Source organism: Legionella sp. PC1000, assembly GCF_014109805.1.
Lineage (GTDB): Bacteria > Pseudomonadota > Gammaproteobacteria > Legionellales > Legionellaceae > Legionella > Legionella resiliens.
On the sequence record NZ_CP059400.1, the window covers coordinates 3,385,815 to 3,403,341 of the forward strand.

Below are 17,527 nucleotides of genomic sequence, written 5' to 3' on the forward strand. Positions count from 1 at the left end.
CGTGAATAATCAGGAAAACTGGATAGTGATTGCCCGTTTCGGGCGGCCTCATGGTGTTAAAGGTTTTGTTACGGTTCATTCCTTTACAGAGCCTCGTGATAATGTTCTAAAGTATGCAGATTGGCATGCATTTATTAACAATAAATGGCAACCAATCAAATTATTGCATGCCGAAGTACAAAATAAATCCATCATAGCCCAAATTGAAGGTTATCCTGAACGTGAACTCGTAGCAAACCTCACTAATATAGAAATTGCAGTTCAACAGGGGCAACTGGAAAATCTAGAACCTGGTGAATATTACTGGCACCAACTCATAGGGATGAATGTGATCAACCAACAAGGTGAACCTTTTGGAAAAGTCATTGAAATAATTCCTACAGGTGCCAATGATGTGCTGGTGATAGAAGGTAGCGAAAGACATTTAATACCTTATTTACCCGGCAAATTTATATTAGATATTGATACCAAGCAGCAAGTAATTACTGTTGATTGGGATATGGATTTTTAAGTGGTACTTCATCTTGGAGTTATCAGCTTAATACCTGAAATACTTAATGCCCTGAATTATGGGATTACGGGAAGGGCAATTGAGCAGGGATTAGTAAAAATTGATTACTGGAATCCCAGAGATTGGTCTTCTAGGCCCTACAGGCAGGTTGATGATAAGCCTTATGGGGGCGGTCCAGGAATGGTTATGATGTATGAGCCCTTAAAAGGGGCTATTATGCAGGCACGTAGTCAAATGCCGAGTCATTGCAAAACGATTTATCTAAGTCCTCAGGGTAAGGTAATCCGGCAAAATGACTTGAATCAAGTAGTAAATGACAAACAGCCCCTGCTTTTCATTTCTGGACGATATGAAGGAATTGATGAACGTGTTCTTCAACATTATGTGGATGAAGAATGGTCTCTTGGAGATTTTGTTTTAAGTGGCGGCGAGCTGGCAGCCACGGTATTTATCGATGCAATTATTCGCTTAATACCGGGTAGCTTAGGACATCTTGGTTCAGCAGAACAAGATTCATTTATGAATGGTTTACTGGATTGTCCTCATTATACACGACCAGCAACCGTTGATGGATTAGAGGTACCACCTGTTTTACTTGGTGGTAATCATAGAGATATAGAACTGTGGCGAAGAAAGCAATCTCTGGGTAAAACCTGGCTTAAACGTCCAGATTTACTTGAAAAAATACAGTTAAGTGAAACAGATAAGCAATTGCTTGCTGAGTTTAAGTATGAACACGGTGATTCCTAGAGGATGAACCAATTTGAGGAGTAGTCCATGACTAATATAATTGACCAACTGAATGCTGAGCAAATGCAAGGCAAGGAAATTCCTGAATTCAATTCTGGTGATACTGTTTTGGTTCAAGTGAAAGTAATCGAAGGTACCCGTGAGCGTTTGCAGGCTTTTGAAGGTATTGTTATAGCAAAGCGTAATCGTGGTTTAAACTCTGCATTCACTGTTCGTAAAATTTCACACGGCGTTGGTGTTGAGCGTGTATTCCAAACTTACAGTCCTATTGTTGATAGTATTACTGTAAAAAGACGTGGTGATGTACGTCGCGCTAAACTTTATTACCTGCGTAATTTGGCTGGCCGCGCAGCACGTATCAAAGAAAAATTAACCGCTAAAAAAGCAGATTAATATTTAATTTCTTTCTGTTCTAGATTCAATTTGTCCCCGCGCATGCGGGGATTTATTTTTAAGCTATTTCAGTAATAGTCCTATCTTCCCTATCCATTTTAATCCAGAGTTTTTCTAAAAATCAAAGTACCCAAAATTACAATAAATAAGGTAAATAAAATAATTGGCAACACATCGGGCCATAGAATATTAAAATCCGCGCCTTTCAACATAATATTGCGGGTAATTCTAATAAAATGAGTCAATGGGAGTATTTGACCGATGTATTGTGCCCAAATTGGCATTCCACTAAATGGAAATAAAAAGCCAGAGGTCATCACTGCAACTAATATGCATCCACTAATTGCTGCAACAGCTTGAAATTGTGTTTTAGCAAATGCTGAGATAACAAGTCCTAAGGACAGATTGCTAATAGCATAAAATGCCATGATGAATAGATAAAGGGGGATACTTCCATAAAATGGAACTGCGAAAACAAAAGAAGAAATCATGAGTAAAACAAATAAAATAAAATAACCAGCAATAAAATGGGGAATCACTTTTCCAAAAATGATATTTGTTGCACTAAGAGGAGTGATTAATAGCGTTTCAAAGGTTCCAATTTCATATTCTGAGGTAATTGACATTGCAGTAAGAAGAGTAAGGGTGGTAAAAATTAACACAGAAATTAGGCCTGGTACAATATTATATTGTGAAATACCTTCAGGGTTAAATTTAGCATGAATATCAAATGCAAAAGGTGGTCCTTTCGAAACAAGATAATCTAAAGAGCCACGCAACTCGCGTTCAAATACTTTAGAAGGGAGTTCAGATGCAGCTCGGAATGCATTTGATATCGAAATTGGATCGGATGCATCTGCTTCAATTAATACATGTGGCTTTTTTCCCCGTATTAAATCCCTTGAAAAATTAGGAGGGATATTAACCACAAAAAGTCCTTTTCCACTAAGCAATAACTTGTCTGCAGCTTTTTCTGACGCTGCAATAAATTTCAGGGAAAAATAGTCTGTGTGTTTAAGACCTTCAAGCAACGTACGCGTAAAGGAGTTCTCTTCGGAAGAAATCACCGCAGTAGGTAAATATTTCGGATTCGTATTAATCATGAATCCAAATAAAAGTATTTGCATTACAGGAATTAAGAACAATAATAAAAAAGTTGGACTATTTCGTTTGATTTGAATAAATTCTTTTTTAGCAACTGAAAAAACTCGCCAAAGTTCCATTTTTATCATTTATAATCTCTGTGCACCAAATGTTGCGAGCCAAACAAATGCATCTTCTAAAGTTGAATCAATTTCATTTCCATAAAAAAATTCATTATTAATGTAAGGTTGTATCGCCTGAGATAATTCTTCGCGATTTTTACCACTCACGTGCAAAGTATTATGGAATCGTAAAACTTGATCCACTCCCTCTGTTGCTTCTAATTGATGTGCCAACATTGCTAAATTGACTCCCTTTATAGCCCAAGTAGTCAAGTCCACTGTTCTTAAAATTTCTTCAATAGTTCCAGACATCAAAGTACGACCATAATACATGTATGCAATCTTGTCACACTTATCCACTTCATCCAAATTATGTGAGCTCAATAAAATGGTAATACCTTCTCTTGATAACTGATGCATAAGCTCCCAAAATTCACGCCTGGCTTTAGGATCAATATTTGCTGTAGGTTCATCCAATAATAACAACAAAGGATCGTGCAACAAAGAAACCGCAAGGGAGAGACGTTGCTTCCAGCCTCCTGATAATGTACCTGCAATTTGATGTTTATGCTTGTATAAATCAAATTTGTGCAAATATTTTTCAATCTGATTTTTTCTATCGATGACTCCATATATTTCTGCAAAAAAAAGCATATTTTCGTAAACGGTAAGATCTTTATATAGGCCAAAATTTTGTGACATATACCCAACTAAGGTTTTGATCTGACGTGATTCAGTTAAAATATCAAAACCAACACATTGCCCTACCCCTGAATCAGGAGTAATAAGACCGCATAACATCCTTATCGAGGTAGTTTTTCCTGCTCCATTTGGACCAATAAAACCAAAGATATCACCATATTCCACTTTCAGTTCAAGATCCTTAACTGCATAATTTTTATTAAATCTTTTGGTAAGGTGGCTTACGTCAATGATATAATTGCTTTTATCCATAAAAATCCTATAAAGATTTTGAAAAACGGAGGCTATTTGTTTTTTCTAAGTTTAGAAACCATTTTTTGAAATAGTGATGATGGTTCATCAGCGAAAAAATTCTTAACAATCTCAGCTTCCATAATTAATACCTCACTGTCATATCTTGCATAGGCGCTTTCTTTTCTTCTCATGTTGGTTAAAAACTCACTGTCACCAAACATTTGATTTATTGCAACTGTGGTAGAGCTACTCTCTTTTAAATCTAAAAGAACGACTTCTCCATTTAGAAGATAATAACAGGTATCCGCTATATCTCCTTCTTTATACAAACATGTCCCTTCAGAAATCTTAATATTACGCGCTGTCTTTACCATAGTCTGTATTTTTTCATGGGAAAGATTTTGAAAGGTATGATGAGAACGAATAAATTGGATTAAAAGAAACGCTTCACTCAATTTTTTTAAATTGGGATATCTTATTTGGGGTTGTTTTAAAAATTGCAGAAAATCATAAAGACTTATTTTAAGTAAATGCATCCTGGTAAGCGCATTTACCGAGGCAGCATGCAGACCAGTAGTTGATGCAAAACCCTCTGATGATAAACCAATAATCTTTCCTTCCTTCAATTCAGCAATACGCATTTCCCTATGTTTTCCCAAGGTATGGACTGAGCGTGTTACTTCTGCTCTTCCTGAAACAATAAGGTAAATGCAATCAATCGGATCTCCATCCACTACGATGTGTCCCTCTTCTATAAATTCAGGTTTCGAGTACTTTAGCAACTGCTGAGCACTCTGATAATCAAGCAGGCAAAAAAGCGGATGATGTAAAATAAGATTTGCATAATGTTCTGAATTCATCTTCATAGATACCCGTACCTTTCAAATTCGGATTTTTTTAGCATCGTTTTCATTAGTCTAACGTTCTTCTAAACAGGAGGATGGCTAAAAAAATAATGAATACGGTAAAAAGAATTATTGGCCAAGTATCTGGCCATAAAATATCTAAATCAGCCCCTTTTAACATACTGTTTCGCGTTATTCTTAAAAAATGAGTCAGCGGCATAATCTGGCTGAAATATTGTGCCCAATGAGGTATTCCATTAAATGGGAATAAAAATCCAGAAATTAAAGTTGCAATAAGAATATATGCATTTGATAAACTCACCGCAGTAAATTGTGATTTGGTAAGTGCGGAAATAGCAAGCCCAGTCCCTATATTGGATATTGAGTAAGGAGCCAATAACAACAAATAGAGAGGTAAACTGCCATAAAAAGGAATCGAAAAAATAAAATAAGCAATTGCTAAGAGCACAAAAAAAAGCAAATAAGCCAAAATAAAATGAGGTATCACTTTTCCAAAGATAATATTTCCGGGTGTTAATGGGGTAATTAATAACGTTTCAAAAGTACCTCGTTCAAATTCGGAGTTAATGGATACCGCCGTTAGAACAGTAAAGGTTGCAAAAATTAAATAGGCGATTAATCCCGGGATAGTATTATACTGAGGAATATTTTCAGGATTGAATTTAGCATGGATTTCAAAGTCAAAAGCACCTTCCTCAGGGGCTAGGTATTCAAGAGCACCATGCAAATCACGCTCAAATACTCGTGCAGGAAGTTCAGACGCAGCGCGGAATGCATTTGCCACAGTGAGTGGATCTGAGGCATCTGCTTCAATTAATACATGTGGATATTTTTCTCGAATGATGTCTCGAGAAAAATTAGGTGGAATATTAATAATAAATAATGACTTACCACTAAGTAATAATCGCTCTGCTGTTTTTTCATCTTTGGCTGCTGTGTCAATTGAAAAATAATGAGTGTTTTTCAATCCCTCCAATAAACTTCGTGTAAAAGGGGTATCTTCTGAAGAAATAATTGTTGTCGGTAAGTTTTTCGGATCCGTATTGATGATAAAGCCAAATAAAAGAATTTGGATCGCAGGAGCAAATAATAGCCATAAAAAAACGACTCTATCCCTACGAATTTGGATAAACTCTTTTTTTGCAATACCCCAAACTCGAAGGAACGTATCCTCTATCATTAATTTTCCTTAATATCGAACCTAAAAAACTTCCAAATATTTAACTCAATATGAAAACCACTTCATGAAAATTATTTTGCTGATATCAGTTCAATTTCTTCATGTAATTCAAACAAGAAAAATTGATTTTGCTGCGCAAGTGCAAGAAGAATTCAGTATGAATATACTATCTTAATAGTAACCGTACTGACAATTATTGATTCTGGCAAAGCGATATATTTACCTTTTAGATCAGATACTTTACCGTTTAGCTTCTTGTCAATTATTGTCAATTGATGATAATTTTCTAATCTTACCTATTGGAATGCTTAAATGAATAATGAGATCATATGCAACAGTTCTTCCTAAGATGGTTGATCGTTTCAATCTTATGCCTGCCGCTTATTGCGTGTAAAGAGGAAAAAAACTCGCTGCAAGGATACGTTGATGCGGATTATACCTACATCTCAAGCAATTTTTCAGGAAATCTCATTAGCTTAGATACCACTAAAGGGACTTTGGTCCAAAAAGGGGAGCTTTTATTTACGCTGGATGTGCAACCACAAGAATCCCAACTTAAAAAAGCCAAAGCAAATCTTACCCAAGCCATGGTTCTAACTGAATTAAAACAATCTAATCTTGACTATCAAAATAATTTATTACAAAGGTATCAAAAATTAATAACTTCAGGGGGGGTAAGTCGAGAGCAACTTGAAGAAGTAAAAAACAATTACCGTCATGCCAAAGCCTCATTAACAGCTCAGGAGGCGGCCGTTGAGTCTTCTATGGCGGAACTGACCCAAGCTCAATGGAGTAAGTCAAATAAAAAGGTATACTCTTCAATTTCAGGATATATATACGACACCTATTTTACAGTTGGCGAATTGGTGGGGAAGGAACGTCCTGTTTTATCGATTCTTGCTCCTGAAAACCTCAAAGTTATTTTTTATGTGCCAGAGCCTTTACTTGCAAAACTAAAATTAAAAAATCAGGTCATGATCAGTTGTGATGGATGTAGAGAGACTTACCCGGCAACAGTAAGTTATATTTCTTCTAAAACGGAATATACGCCTCCTTATATATTTAGCGAAACCTCAAGAACAAAATTTGTGTACCGCATCGAAGCCAAACCAGCCATTACAGCGATTAAATATTTACACCCTGGTCAACCTGTAAGTATTTATTTGAATCATGATTCGGCACCTATTTGAACTGAAGTAGATTGAATTGTGGTACGGTGTAACGTGGAATTTATTTTATAAGAAGACTAAATGCAAAAAATTTCTTTATTTTTATGCACATTGCTACTCCTTACAAACTGTAGGGTTGGACCTAATTTTCATTCTCCTGAAGCGCCCCATACTAGTCGTTATAATAATGGTCGGCTCATCACAAAAACAGCAAGCGCCCCCAATCCTGCAGGAAAATCGCAGCATTTGCATTACAATCGCGATATTTCCAATTCCTGGTGGGTTCTTTTTCATTCTCAAGAATTAAATGCTCTTATTGAACAAGGATTAAAAAACAATCCTACAGTAGAGATGAGTAAAGCAAATATTCGTAAAGCTCAAGCCAATTTGCGTGTTGTTGCTGGTCCAAAATTGTTCCCTACTGCCGATACTCAATTTTTTGGAAGTCGTGAGAGGAATACTTTACTTGCTACAGGAATAAACCTTGCACCTCTTCCTGGACAAAAACTTCCATTTTCCATTAGGAATCAATTCGATCTTTATAACGCATCAGTTAATGTTTCTTATAATTTAGACTTATTTGGCGGCAATAAGCGACAAGTGGAGGCTTTGCGTGCTGCGATTGATTATGAACGTTTTGAATTAGAAGCGGCTTATTTAACTTTAACAGCAAATATAGTTACCACGAGCATCACGATAGCATCGCTACAGGATCAGTTAAAAACGACACAAGCCCTCATCAACTGTCAAAAAAAATTATTAAGAATGACAATAAATAATTATAAACTAGGACATCTTTCTCGTCTTGATGTACTGAACCGCGAAAATCGCCTTAAAAAAACTTTAGCAACGTTACCACCTATTAAAAGTAATTTAGCCCAAAAATACAATGCTCTTGCTGTACTTGTTGGATCATTACCTAGCGAGAATCATCTGCCTCATTTTAATCTAAGAAGTTTTCACTTACCTACAGAATTACCAGTAAGTCTCCCCTCTCAACTTGTAAAGCAACGTCCTGATATACGGAGTGCTGAATCGATATTACATGAAGCCAGTGCAGAGATTGGCGTTGCAACAGCGGACCTATTTCCTAAATTTAATATATTAGGTAATTATGGATGGTTCTCAACAACATTAAGTACTTTATTTAATCCTATGAACAATGTATGGAATTATGGGGGGCAAATCGCACAAACCCTACTTAAAGGAGGTGCTTTACGTGCAAAAAGAAGAATGGCAATTGCAGAATACGAATATGCATTCGCCCGATATAAAAAAATTATGCTTGAAGCGTTTTTTGACGTAGCGGATGTATTGCATGCACTTGAGTTTGATGCGGAACTTCTTCACGCACAAGTGGGCGCAGAACAAAATACACAAGCTCGATTAAATCTCATCACCAATCAATACCAACTGGGTAAAACAAATTATATATCCGTCTTAAGTGCAAAGGAGGCTTATCTGCATGCTCATTTAAATGTAATTCAGGCAGAAGCAGCACGTTACAGTGATACTGCAGCACTTTTTCAGTCCTTGGGAGGAGGATGGTGGAATAATCCCATCCCAGGTTAATTTGTAATAAGCTTACTCTGTTGATGCAAATAACAACCTAAGAAGAGTGCCTCCCAGCAATTTCTTATTATTAATCTATAATTTTAAATTATAGTTTTTTCGTTTTCTTTAATCGACAGTATCATTCAAAGGTTTGTAAATGAAACCCATTGCTTGGATTACTGGTGCTGCTTCTGGTATAGGTGAAGCAGTAGCCAAAGAAATGTTTGCTCGCGGTTATCAGCTTATTCTTTCTGACTGTAATCAAACAGCCTTGAAGCAGGTAGCCTCTAGTACTCAAGCTGATATTTTTGTTTTTGACGTAAGAAAAAGAAGTCAAAATTTAAAAGCAGGAACGAAAATAAAAGAAAAATACGGTTATGTTGATGTTGTATTTCTTAATGCAGGTAAGTACGAAGCTGTTGATGTAAAAAATTTTGACAGCATGATTGTTGAAGAAATTATACAAACCAATTTCTTAAGTATGATTTATGGTGTTGAGGCAGCCCTTCCTCTTTTACGAGCTAGCAAACAACCACATCTTGTAGGCATGAGTAGCGCCATGTCCAATATTTGTTTGCCAAGAGCAGAAGCCTATGGAGCAAGTAAAGCTGCAGTTCGTAGTTTTTTTCAAGGATTAAGAATTGAATTGGCAAAGGAAAAAATTGCTGTCTCAACGATCCTGCCTACCTTTATAAAAACCCCCTTAACAGAAAAACTTAAAATCCCCCAATTCTTTCTTTACAATACAACAAAAGCTGCAAAAAAAATCTTAAATGGGATTGAACGAAAAAAAGCAGAAATCAAAATCCCTCCATTACTGGTCAATGTCACTAATTTATTGAAATATCTCCCAGATAAGTTCATTTTGTTCTTAATTAATCAGCTTAGTTAGCGTGAATATTTAGATAAACATCCTTTTATCCTCTCTGTATGGGACAAATTACACCATCCCTTCCTCAATTGCTCAAAAGTTAAACTATACTATAAAAATTATGGTCGTCCTTTCGTCCATAATTCTAAAGAGGAGGACAAATTGGAAAAACATGGGTAGTAACTGCTGGATATGTGCAATTTCTAAAGTTTATCTCAAGAGTACCTGGAGAAGGGAGTTCTTGAATTTTTTTAGGTACTGTCTAAAGTTGTAGAAGGTGTTTGCCATGAAAAAATCTAATTCAGCTCTAATTGAATCGATTATTCTCTCAATTATTGTATTAGGAAGTACGTGGTCATTGGCCATAATATATCCCTCATTGAGAGAAGGTCTTTTAGGAATAAATTGGTTATATATTTCAATCTTCTTTATATTTTCCTTACACTTAACTGAGATTATCATGACGATTTACTTACATCGAGGAGAGTCTCATAGAGCAGTGAAATATCACCCTTTGTTGACCCATTTTTTCAGATTCTGGATGTGGTTAACGACAGGTATCTCAAGAAGCAAATGGGTAGCAACTCATCATCTCCATCATAAATACACGGATACTGCAAAAGATCCGCATTCACCCATTATTTTTGGACTCAAAAATATGTTTTTTTATGGCATAGAAATTACTCATTTATCACGAACTAATGAAATGGTGCGTAACTTCAATGACATTCGTGATAATGACTTTTTAGAGAAACAATTATATGAAAAACATTCAAATAAAGGCCCCTTTGTTTATTTTTTCTTAGAATTTCTAGCCATAGGACTTTGGGCTGTCCCCGTATGGAGCGCTCAATTGATTCTTGAGACATTTATTGCAACATTTTATGTTAATGGCATTGCTCATAGCAAAGGCTATACTAATTTTGCAATTGATAATACATCCAAAAATGTTACCCGATGGGGTATTTTCGCTTGTGGTGAAGAATTGCACAATAATCATCATGCTAATCCTGCAAGTGCCCAATTTTCTTTTAGAAATGATGAATTCGATCTCGGTTGGTTTTACATCAAGAAGCTCGAATCACTTAATCTTGCAAGGGTACGAAAAGAATAGGTGCAAACCTCAGCTGAAAACACCTTGTATCGATGTGATGCTTTTAAAAGCATCACATCGACGCATTTAAAAGGGCATTCATATTATTAATAGCATTGATTGAAGCATACAGAATTATTTTAGATCGTGTAAACAATATGAATTGGTCTTTATGAATACGTTGATTAACCAGACAACGCTACACTTTATTTGACGTCAAAGAGGTTTTCATCAGTTGTTTTTTTGCTCGCTTACCTTGCTCTTTTTTAATTCCAATGGAACCTTGTTAATTTCATAAATAACTTTAATCTTTTCTAAGCCGCATAATAAATAATAAGTGATGTCTATTTGCCACCAACGAAATCCCTGGCTAGTAGAGCGTGGATAATAGTGATGGTTATTGTGCCATCCCTCACCCATAGTAAGTAACGCCAGAAGAAAGTTATTACGGCTCTTATCTTCCGTTTGAAATGTTTGTGTACCCCATAAGTGCGAAACGGAATTAATAGAAAAGGTAGCATGAAATAGGGCAACAGTTGAAATAAAAAAGCCCCAAATCACTAACTGCATTCCGCTGGTATGCAGGTCTGGGTAATAAGCTTCTAATAAAGTGCCTACTGCAAATAGTATCAATATCAAACAAATAGGCACGATATTATCGTATCGATTCAACCAAAGCAATTCTGGATATTTTGCAAAATCCCGTACCGATTTATAATCTGTTTTAAAATTATCTGAATAAAAAATCCATCCAACATGACTCCATAAAAAACCGTGTTGGATTGGAGAATGCGGATCTTGTTGTTCTTCGGTATAGCGATGATGCAGACGATGATGCCCTGCCCACCAAAGTGGACCACGTTGAGCTGCTGAATTACCTAATACAGCGAAAATAAATTGCCAAAAGCGGTTCATTTTAAACGTTTTATGTGAAAAATAACGATGATAAAAACCTGTAATAGCAAACATCCTAAGATAAAAAAGGAATATCGCAGTAAAAACTGCGGTAAAACTCCACCCAACCCAAAAAACTGCAAAACAACATAAATGGACTAATATAAAAAGAAAAGCTCTAGCCCAATGTATCGTTCCTTGTTTTAAATTTTTTTCTTTTAAACCACTATCAAACCATCCATGTACGGAGAACATTAACGATTTGAATTTCATTTTTACCTCTTCGAAATATATGAAAAGAACTAATCGTGAAAATATTAAAGTAGGCGAGAGCCTGTATATCGAGTTAGATTTACAAACCCTACCTCTTATCTTTTCCGATATAGAGATACGTGATTTTAAGTGTAGCAGAAATGAACAATGCAGTGGAAAATACTAACGACAAGACTAAAAAATTACCAAATCTTAACTAAATTTCCATAAAAACTCTTTTGCTTGGACAATTTATTTTTTTAGTTCAGAATTAATTGTGTCAATTGAATTAATCGTCATAGTTGACCCGGTAATTAAATCACCAGGTGTTTTCTCATGTAAAACAATACTAAAAAAACTCATTCCTATTCCTGTTACCCACCTCCAGGTATGAACCAGAATGGAAGGAGGTGAAATTTCATCCAACCGCTCTACCTCTCCTTTCCCCGGGTGCAATTCACGAAGTGAGTTAACGTAAGTAGCAATTACCTCCGTCACCTCTGCGGTCAATTCAGTTTGTTCATATAAATAACCCAGAAAACGTCGAGCCATACTTAATCGAGTAGCATAAAGCTGATCATCTTTTAATTTGATACGTTCCAAGTGTAAAATATAATCCTCAAGAAGATATCTCGGTTTCGTAATAGCATCCACCTTTTGAAAAACATCAGTCTTTTCCTTTGCATCAACATGTTCTACCCATTGATAAAACCGAGTTTGCGTCCCTTCCAAACGTTCCTGATAAATAAATTGATTCACCTTCCTGAGACTTCTTTCAATGAGTGGATTTACGGTATCCCTCTTTACTTTTTCCTCTGAAGGCAACGTGACATCAACACCGGATTTCTGAAAAACCATACAGATAAGTAAAGCCATCGTAATGATTTTGAGCGAATACTCTAACTTTCCTTGTAATGGTCTAGACTCCAAATCACATACCGCTTGCAGGACAGCTAATTTTTTAGCATCTTCTTCTAAACAACCATTGTTTAACCATTCAAAAATCAAAAAATTCACTGTGTCATCTGCATCCTCAAGCGCATAAGTACGGGTAATAAAATCAGTCCATCCTAAAAATTGAAGATATTTTCCTTCGCGCAGAGCTTGAATGTATTCAGAACTGGATGAGAGCATAACGATCCTTTAATGCTTTTTTTGAATCTTATCCTATACTTAAAAAACATAAACATGCAAATGGTGCACACTATGAAAAGGAAATGGTATGTTACTTTTGCTGTATCTCTTTTACCCTTTAATCTTGCTTTTGCAAATTGCGATTTAACCCAATTTCGTTGGGAATGTGATTTGCCGGTACACGTTAAACCTAAGCCTGGAGCCACATCACTTGTATATTGTGGTAACTCCTATGGCTATATTACAAAACAACAATACGACATATTGGCTCGATATCAACGTGCCAATGTGAATATGGTTTTGGATATTAATGGCGAGTATATTGACAGTCCTTGTATCGGAGCGCAGAGATAGTACAATAGCTTGGATTTGGCTCCCTTATTAACTTTTGGGGAGTTATTATGGCCTGAGCGCAGTGCAGCAAAGCTTGGGTTTTCTGAAGCTTAGCGATTGGGGTTCTGCTGCGCTGCACCCAGGCTACACGTAGTTGAATGAGATGATCATTGAATTTGATGGTATTCCCATAGAAATATCAAGAAAAAAAATCAAAAACATGCACTTACGCATTTATCCCCCCGATGGTTTAGTTAAGGTAAGCGCACCTCTTCGATTCAGTGAGCAGCTTATCAGGCAAAGTCTTGAATCTAAAAGCGCATGGATTCATCAACAAAGAGAGCGGATTCGTAATCGGTTTGTTGAGGAAGATTGCAGCTTTAAAATGGGATCTACTGTAGCATTCCTGGGAAAAAAGTATTTATTAATCATTGAAGAACATCAGGGACCTACACAAATTAAAATCAATAATGAGCTGATGTACTGTTATGCTCAACCCAATAGTTCACCTACTCAGATACAAACCATTCTTGAGCGTTGGTACAAACAGCAAATGCAGATATTATTGCCTGCTCTCATTCAAAACTGGGAAGCTGTTATCGGTGTCAAAGTAGCTGAATGGGGAATAAGGAACATGAAAACACGTTGGGGCTCATGTAATACTAAAGCTGCACGTATCTGGTTAAATCTCAACTTAATCAAAAAACCATCTATTTGTCTTGAGTATGTTCTTGTTCATGAGTTAGTCCATTTGTTAGAACCAAGTCATAATAAACGCTTTTATGGGTTAATGAGTAAATTTATGCCACAATGGCGCGAATATGAATATCAACTTGAAGGACGGGTACTTTGATTGATTACGACCAACTTATTCATAAGCTTTGTAACCAGGGATTCTATATTATTGATGGATTTCTTGAACCATCTCAATGCCAATCATTACGTGCAATGGCCAAAGAACTCTATGAACAAGGCTTGTTTCGAGGCGCTAAAATAGGCCTTAAGCTTGAATCGCATAAAAATAATGTCATTCGCACCGATGAAATTTTTTGGCTGGATGAAATAGGAACAAATCCAGCAATACACGTCTTTTTAGAGCGAATGCAGCAGTTAGCTCAAATATTGAATCAGTCACTTTTTTGGGTTTACATGAATTTGAAACTCACTTCGCCGCATATCAACCCGGTACTTATTACACAAAACATATCGACCAATTCGCTACGCAAAAAACACGAAAAATTTCATGTGTGTATTATTTAAATAAGCAATGGGAAACAGAATTTGGAGGCGAATTAAAACTTTATAATACCCAAGATCAGTTAATTGAAAACGTTTTGCCATTAGAAAATCGTTTCATATGTTTTAATAGTGAATTACCCCATGAAGTGTGTATCACGCATCAGCCTCGATACAGTATTACAGGATGGATGAAAACTCATTCTCATTTTGTGCTGAATCAAGGGGTGTTTTCGATTTAAGCAGAGCAAATTAAATGCTACTTGCTTAATTCGCATTGCTTTTAATCTGAACCAAAAGCATGCTCGCGAAACAATGTAATTATTGTGTATAATGATATTTTTTATTTTCTCTTAATCTTTTATGCATGCCTTAGATATTAAACAATTATATAAAACCTATGCTAATGGGGTACAAGCATTAAAAGGGATTGATTTAACCATAAAAAAGGGTGATTTTTTTGCTTTATTGGGGGCTAACGGTGCCGGAAAATCGACAACTATTGGTTTAATTTCTACTTTACTGAATAAAACATCAGGCAGTATCAGTATCCATGGTTATGATTTGGAAAAAGAGCCAGAGAAGGCCAAATCCTGTTTAGGCCTTGTACCTCAAGAAATCAACCTTAATATTTTTGAGAGCTGCATACAGACCCTGATAAATCAAGCCGGATATTATGGAATTTCACGAAAAAATGCACAACCGCGAGTTGAAACCCTCCTGCAACAATTAGGTCTTTGGGAGAAAAGGCATTCTATAGCACGACACTTGTCCGGCGGAATGAAACGTCGGCTCATGATCGCCAGAGCATTAGTGCATCAACCTAAGGTACTCATTCTTGATGAGCCTACAGCTGGTGTAGATATAGAAATCAGACACAGTATGTGGGAGTTTCTCACTCGAACTAATGCAGAAGGAACAACCATTATTCTCACGACCCACTATCTGGAAGAAGCAGAGCAGTTATGTAAAAACATTGCCATTATTGATAAAGGGGAAATTATAAAAAATTCCTCGATGAAGGCTTTACTACAAACACTGCGTCATCAGACTTTTATCTTTAACACAGAAAACCGTATCGATATTTTACCCGATTTACACCCCTTTAAAGCCACTCTTATTGATAGCACAACTATAGAGCTCCGTGTCGATAACAATTTGAATTTAAATGATGCATTTGCATTGTTTACCCAGCACGGAATCAAAATTCACAGCATGCGAAATAAAACCAATCGTTTGGAAGAACTCTTTTTGGATCTTATAAAAAATGGCCATTAAACAACAAGTTATTGCATTATATACTTTGGTAAGGCGCGAACTTGTGCGAATGTTCCGCATTGCAAGCCAAGTTTTTTTACCTCCGGTAATTACAACCACACTATACTTCCTCATCTTCGGTAGTTTAATCGGACCTCGTATCGGCTCCATTCAAGGAGTCAGCTATCCAATGTTCATTGCTCCTGGATTGATTATGATGTCGGTCATTGTTAATTCTTACGGGAATGTATCCTCTTCGCTTTATAGTGTCCGCTTCCAAAAAAGTATAGAGGAAATGCTTGTCAGTCCAATGCACAACAGCCTCTTACTCCTTGGTTATGTTTTGGGTGGGGTTTTTAGAGGACTAATCGTTGCTGCTTTGGTTTATCTAATTGCATGTTTTTTCTTGACCATTGAATTTAGTCACTTACCGATGACCCTATTGGTTGTATTGCTCGTATCTGCTGTATTTTCCCTGGCAGGTTTTACCAATGCAATGGTTGCTCGAAATTTTGATGATATTATGATTATTCCAACCTTTATCCTTACTCCACTCACTTATTTAGGTGGAGTATTTTACAGCATTAATATGCTTCCAGAGTTTTGGCAAAAAGTGTCATGGCTAAATCCCATTTTATATATGGTTAATGCACTGAGACAAGCAATGATTGGTCAAAGTGAGGTTAATATCAGTTTAGCCATGGGAATTATTTGTCTTATGTTAGCATTACTTACATTCATTAATATGACTTTATTAAAAAAAGGAGTAGGGTTTCGCGAATAGTCCTATTCATGCTTAAAAAACAGAACAAAATGAAAAAACGCACTATAATCACAAGTTCTACCTATACCAATCCCGGGCTGCAACCAATTGTCTCTTGATCACATCTCTGCCTACGCCCCGCGCTTGTCCGTGGGGTCCAGTGTTTTTAGCAAATCTTCTGGATCCCGCGGACAAGCCGCAGGACGTCAGAGTAGGCGGGGCTGGTTTTTCAGCGATGTATAAGATTCTGGTGCAAGCAACCAGGATTTGGTTATGCGTCGCTTGCTTCTTCACCCAGGGCTACAGTAACTCCTTAAAGGGTAACAGGAGTCTGACAAATTAATGAGATATCAGCTATAGCAGCAACCTGAGCAGCAGCTGTTGCGGTAGTTGTTGATGTACTCGTAACTTCAACGGTTGAAATAAAGGATACGCTATCGGCACCACTACCACTCCCTGTATTAGCTGTACTTCCAGTTTCAGTTTTGATTACTGAAACAGCTGTAGCCGCCGCAGTTTTAACCTCACCCTCTTTAGGGAAAGGGGCATTTATCATGCGATCAGCGGTAACCCGAACACTTGCACCAGGTCGAAGATATTCACCCCTCGCCAAAACGAGACCCTCAATCACTTGAATGTAAGTCTCTTTTCCAACTACGTAAACTCGAACCTTTGTTCCAAGTATGGCAAGCGATAAAATTGGAGTTTTTAGTGATTCTTTTATTTTTTCTGGTGTGTTTATTTCCAGCTTACCCTTACTTAACTCCGCTTTAATTTGTACCGCTTCCTTAGGAGCATAAGCCAAAATTTTGTAGTTCGAATTTGAGCCCATACTAACCAATGCACCATTTGAATATTGAAGATTCGCTGCGGCATCATCACCAGTTACAACTTCATCACCAACTTCTACGCTAGAGCCACGAGTAATCCCGCGCTCAGCACCATGCTGACGGACCACGACTTTTTTCTGGGTGAATAAAACAGTGGCCGCAGATTGAGCAAATAGCTGGCTGGCTAGCATCAATAATCCTGTAAATATTACTTTTTTCATATATATTCCTGTACAATTTTTTCCATTACAAAGTAGTTACAATCCTTGGCCATTAAGAGTCTTTCAATAAATAAGAAAG

The 17,527-nt window shown here is 36.7% G+C and carries 18 protein-coding genes and 1 pseudogene; 12 read left to right on the forward strand and 7 right to left on the reverse strand.

The genetic code is table 11. The annotated features are described in order from the left end of the window. Position 1 precedes the first annotated feature (1 nt). The 3 genes from rimM to rplS are packed head-to-tail and all read left to right on the forward strand — an operon-like array spanning position 2 to position 1,654. Positions 2 to 511, forward strand: a complete 510-nt coding sequence (gene rimM, locus FOLKNPGA_RS14840) for a ribosome maturation factor RimM (RefSeq protein WP_182350626.1) — start codon at positions 2 to 4, stop codon at positions 509 to 511. Continuing rightward, the gene (gene trmD / locus FOLKNPGA_RS14845; RefSeq protein ID WP_182350627.1) at positions 512 to 1,261 is read left to right on the forward strand and encodes a tRNA (guanosine(37)-N1)-methyltransferase TrmD; all 750 of its coding nucleotides are present in this window, start codon (positions 512 to 514) and stop codon (positions 1,259 to 1,261) included. 27 nt (positions 1,262 to 1,288) lie between these two features. Next, positions 1,289 to 1,654: a 50S ribosomal protein L19 gene (gene rplS, locus FOLKNPGA_RS14850; RefSeq protein ID WP_182350628.1), complete on the forward strand. Its 366-nt coding sequence runs from the start codon at positions 1,289 to 1,291 to the stop codon at positions 1,652 to 1,654. Between the two features lie 98 nt (positions 1,655 to 1,752). Here rplS and FOLKNPGA_RS14855 read toward each other — a convergent pair whose 3' ends face one another. Genes FOLKNPGA_RS14855 through FOLKNPGA_RS14870 form a run of 4 tightly spaced genes read right to left on the reverse strand, consistent with a single transcriptional unit; the run spans position 1,753 to position 5,841 of the window. After that, on the reverse strand, positions 1,753 to 2,886 hold the full coding sequence (locus FOLKNPGA_RS14855) for an ABC transporter permease (RefSeq protein WP_182350629.1): 1,134 nt from the start codon (positions 2,884 to 2,886) through the stop codon (positions 1,753 to 1,755). After that, a complete protein-coding gene (locus tag FOLKNPGA_RS14860; RefSeq protein WP_182350630.1) occupies positions 2,887 to 3,813 on the reverse strand; it encodes an ABC transporter ATP-binding protein in 927 nt (308 codons plus the stop codon). Positions 3,814 to 3,845: 32 nt separating this feature from the next. Then, positions 3,846 to 4,661, reverse strand: coding sequence for a cyclic nucleotide-binding domain-containing protein (locus FOLKNPGA_RS14865; protein WP_182350631.1), 816 nt, complete (start codon positions 4,659 to 4,661; stop codon positions 3,846 to 3,848). 46 nt (positions 4,662 to 4,707) lie between these two features. Continuing rightward, complete coding sequence (locus FOLKNPGA_RS14870) at positions 4,708 to 5,841, reverse strand: ABC transporter permease (RefSeq protein WP_182350632.1); 1,134 nt, start codon at positions 5,839 to 5,841, stop codon at positions 4,708 to 4,710. 329 nt (positions 5,842 to 6,170) lie between these two features. Here FOLKNPGA_RS14870 and FOLKNPGA_RS14875 point away from each other — a divergent pair, with 329 nt between their 5' ends. From FOLKNPGA_RS14875 to FOLKNPGA_RS14890, 4 genes are all read left to right on the forward strand, one after another. Then, positions 6,171 to 7,031 carry an HlyD family secretion protein gene (locus FOLKNPGA_RS14875; RefSeq protein ID WP_182350633.1) on the forward strand — a complete coding sequence of 287 codons (861 nt, stop codon included), beginning with the start codon at positions 6,171 to 6,173 and terminating at the stop codon, positions 7,029 to 7,031. Positions 7,032 to 7,091: 60 nt separating this feature from the next. Continuing rightward, positions 7,092 to 8,582, forward strand: coding sequence for an efflux transporter outer membrane subunit (locus tag FOLKNPGA_RS14880; protein ID WP_182350634.1), 1,491 nt, complete (start codon positions 7,092 to 7,094; stop codon positions 8,580 to 8,582). A gap of 139 nt (positions 8,583 to 8,721) precedes the next feature. Beyond that, the gene (locus FOLKNPGA_RS14885; RefSeq protein ID WP_182350635.1) at positions 8,722 to 9,456 is read left to right on the forward strand and encodes an SDR family oxidoreductase; all 735 of its coding nucleotides are present in this window, start codon (positions 8,722 to 8,724) and stop codon (positions 9,454 to 9,456) included. Positions 9,457 to 9,721: 265 nt separating this feature from the next. Beyond that, positions 9,722 to 10,549 carry an acyl-CoA desaturase gene (locus tag FOLKNPGA_RS14890; RefSeq protein WP_182350636.1) on the forward strand — a complete coding sequence of 276 codons (828 nt, stop codon included), beginning with the start codon at positions 9,722 to 9,724 and terminating at the stop codon, positions 10,547 to 10,549. A 210-nt stretch (positions 10,550 to 10,759) separates the two neighbouring features. Here the strand turns inward: FOLKNPGA_RS14890 and FOLKNPGA_RS14895 are convergent, their stop codons facing one another. Both FOLKNPGA_RS14895 and FOLKNPGA_RS14900 read right to left on the reverse strand, forming a co-directional pair. Then, a complete protein-coding gene (locus FOLKNPGA_RS14895) occupies positions 10,760 to 11,695 on the reverse strand; it encodes an acyl-CoA desaturase (protein ID WP_182350637.1) in 936 nt (311 codons plus the stop codon). 231 nt (positions 11,696 to 11,926) lie between these two features. Then, positions 11,927 to 12,808: a helical bundle domain-containing protein gene (locus FOLKNPGA_RS14900; RefSeq protein ID WP_182350638.1), complete on the reverse strand. Its 882-nt coding sequence runs from the start codon at positions 12,806 to 12,808 to the stop codon at positions 11,927 to 11,929. A gap of 72 nt (positions 12,809 to 12,880) precedes the next feature. Between FOLKNPGA_RS14900 and FOLKNPGA_RS14905 the strand changes: the two genes are divergently transcribed. The 5 genes and pseudogenes from FOLKNPGA_RS14905 to FOLKNPGA_RS14925 all read left to right on the forward strand — a co-directional run bounded on the left by FOLKNPGA_RS14905 (position 12,881) and on the right by FOLKNPGA_RS14925 (position 16,418). Then, positions 12,881 to 13,162: a hypothetical protein gene (locus tag FOLKNPGA_RS14905; protein ID WP_019233437.1), complete on the forward strand. Its 282-nt coding sequence runs from the start codon at positions 12,881 to 12,883 to the stop codon at positions 13,160 to 13,162. A gap of 142 nt (positions 13,163 to 13,304) precedes the next feature. Beyond that, the gene (locus FOLKNPGA_RS14910) at positions 13,305 to 13,994 is read left to right on the forward strand and encodes a M48 family metallopeptidase (RefSeq protein WP_182350639.1); all 690 of its coding nucleotides are present in this window, start codon (positions 13,305 to 13,307) and stop codon (positions 13,992 to 13,994) included. Next, a pseudogene (locus FOLKNPGA_RS14915) lies at positions 13,991 to 14,619 on the forward strand (2OG-Fe(II) oxygenase). Before FOLKNPGA_RS14910 ends, FOLKNPGA_RS14915 begins: the two are co-directional and overlap by 4 nt. Positions 14,620 to 14,740: 121 nt before the next feature. Further along, the gene (locus FOLKNPGA_RS14920) at positions 14,741 to 15,655 is read left to right on the forward strand and encodes an ABC transporter ATP-binding protein (RefSeq protein ID WP_182350640.1); all 915 of its coding nucleotides are present in this window, start codon (positions 14,741 to 14,743) and stop codon (positions 15,653 to 15,655) included. Next, positions 15,645 to 16,418 (forward strand): ABC transporter permease, encoded by a 774-nt coding sequence (locus tag FOLKNPGA_RS14925; protein ID WP_182350641.1) that lies wholly within the window; start codon positions 15,645 to 15,647, stop codon positions 16,416 to 16,418. Before FOLKNPGA_RS14920 ends, FOLKNPGA_RS14925 begins: the two co-directional genes overlap by 11 nt. A 292-nt stretch (positions 16,419 to 16,710) precedes the next feature. Here the strand turns inward: FOLKNPGA_RS14925 and FOLKNPGA_RS14930 are convergent, their stop codons facing one another. Then, positions 16,711 to 17,448: a FecR family protein gene (locus FOLKNPGA_RS14930; protein ID WP_182350642.1), complete on the reverse strand. Its 738-nt coding sequence runs from the start codon at positions 17,446 to 17,448 to the stop codon at positions 16,711 to 16,713. Positions 17,449 to 17,527: the final 79 nt, after the last annotated feature.

Excerpts from the sequence above, each read along its gene's own strand:
- rplS (WP_182350628.1), top strand. The coding sequence starts at position 1,289 with ATGACTAATATAATTGACCAACTGAATGCTGAGCAAATGCAAGGCAAG.
- FOLKNPGA_RS14855 (WP_182350629.1), bottom strand. The coding sequence starts at position 2,886 with ATGATAAAAATGGAACTTTGGCGAGTTTTTTCAGTTGCTAAAAAAGAA.
- FOLKNPGA_RS14860 (WP_182350630.1), bottom strand. The coding sequence starts at position 3,813 with ATGGATAAAAGCAATTATATCATTGACGTAAGCCACCTTACCAAAAGA.
- FOLKNPGA_RS14865 (WP_182350631.1), bottom strand. The coding sequence starts at position 4,661 with ATGAAGATGAATTCAGAACATTATGCAAATCTTATTTTACATCATCCG.
- FOLKNPGA_RS14870 (WP_182350632.1), bottom strand. The coding sequence starts at position 5,841 with ATGATAGAGGATACGTTCCTTCGAGTTTGGGGTATTGCAAAAAAAGAG.
- FOLKNPGA_RS14875 (WP_182350633.1), top strand. The coding sequence starts at position 6,171 with ATGCAACAGTTCTTCCTAAGATGGTTGATCGTTTCAATCTTATGCCTG.
- FOLKNPGA_RS14880 (WP_182350634.1), top strand. The coding sequence starts at position 7,092 with ATGCAAAAAATTTCTTTATTTTTATGCACATTGCTACTCCTTACAAAC.
- FOLKNPGA_RS14885 (WP_182350635.1), top strand. The coding sequence starts at position 8,722 with ATGAAACCCATTGCTTGGATTACTGGTGCTGCTTCTGGTATAGGTGAA.
- FOLKNPGA_RS14890 (WP_182350636.1), top strand. The coding sequence starts at position 9,722 with ATGAAAAAATCTAATTCAGCTCTAATTGAATCGATTATTCTCTCAATT.
- FOLKNPGA_RS14895 (WP_182350637.1), bottom strand. The coding sequence starts at position 11,695 with ATGAAATTCAAATCGTTAATGTTCTCCGTACATGGATGGTTTGATAGT.
- FOLKNPGA_RS14900 (WP_182350638.1), bottom strand. The coding sequence starts at position 12,808 with ATGCTCTCATCCAGTTCTGAATACATTCAAGCTCTGCGCGAAGGAAAA.
- FOLKNPGA_RS14905 (WP_019233437.1), top strand. The coding sequence starts at position 12,881 with ATGAAAAGGAAATGGTATGTTACTTTTGCTGTATCTCTTTTACCCTTT.
- FOLKNPGA_RS14910 (WP_182350639.1), top strand. The coding sequence starts at position 13,305 with ATGATCATTGAATTTGATGGTATTCCCATAGAAATATCAAGAAAAAAA.
- FOLKNPGA_RS14920 (WP_182350640.1), top strand. The coding sequence starts at position 14,741 with ATGCATGCCTTAGATATTAAACAATTATATAAAACCTATGCTAATGGG.
- FOLKNPGA_RS14925 (WP_182350641.1), top strand. The coding sequence starts at position 15,645 with ATGGCCATTAAACAACAAGTTATTGCATTATATACTTTGGTAAGGCGC.
- FOLKNPGA_RS14930 (WP_182350642.1), bottom strand. The coding sequence starts at position 17,448 with ATGAAAAAAGTAATATTTACAGGATTATTGATGCTAGCCAGCCAGCTA.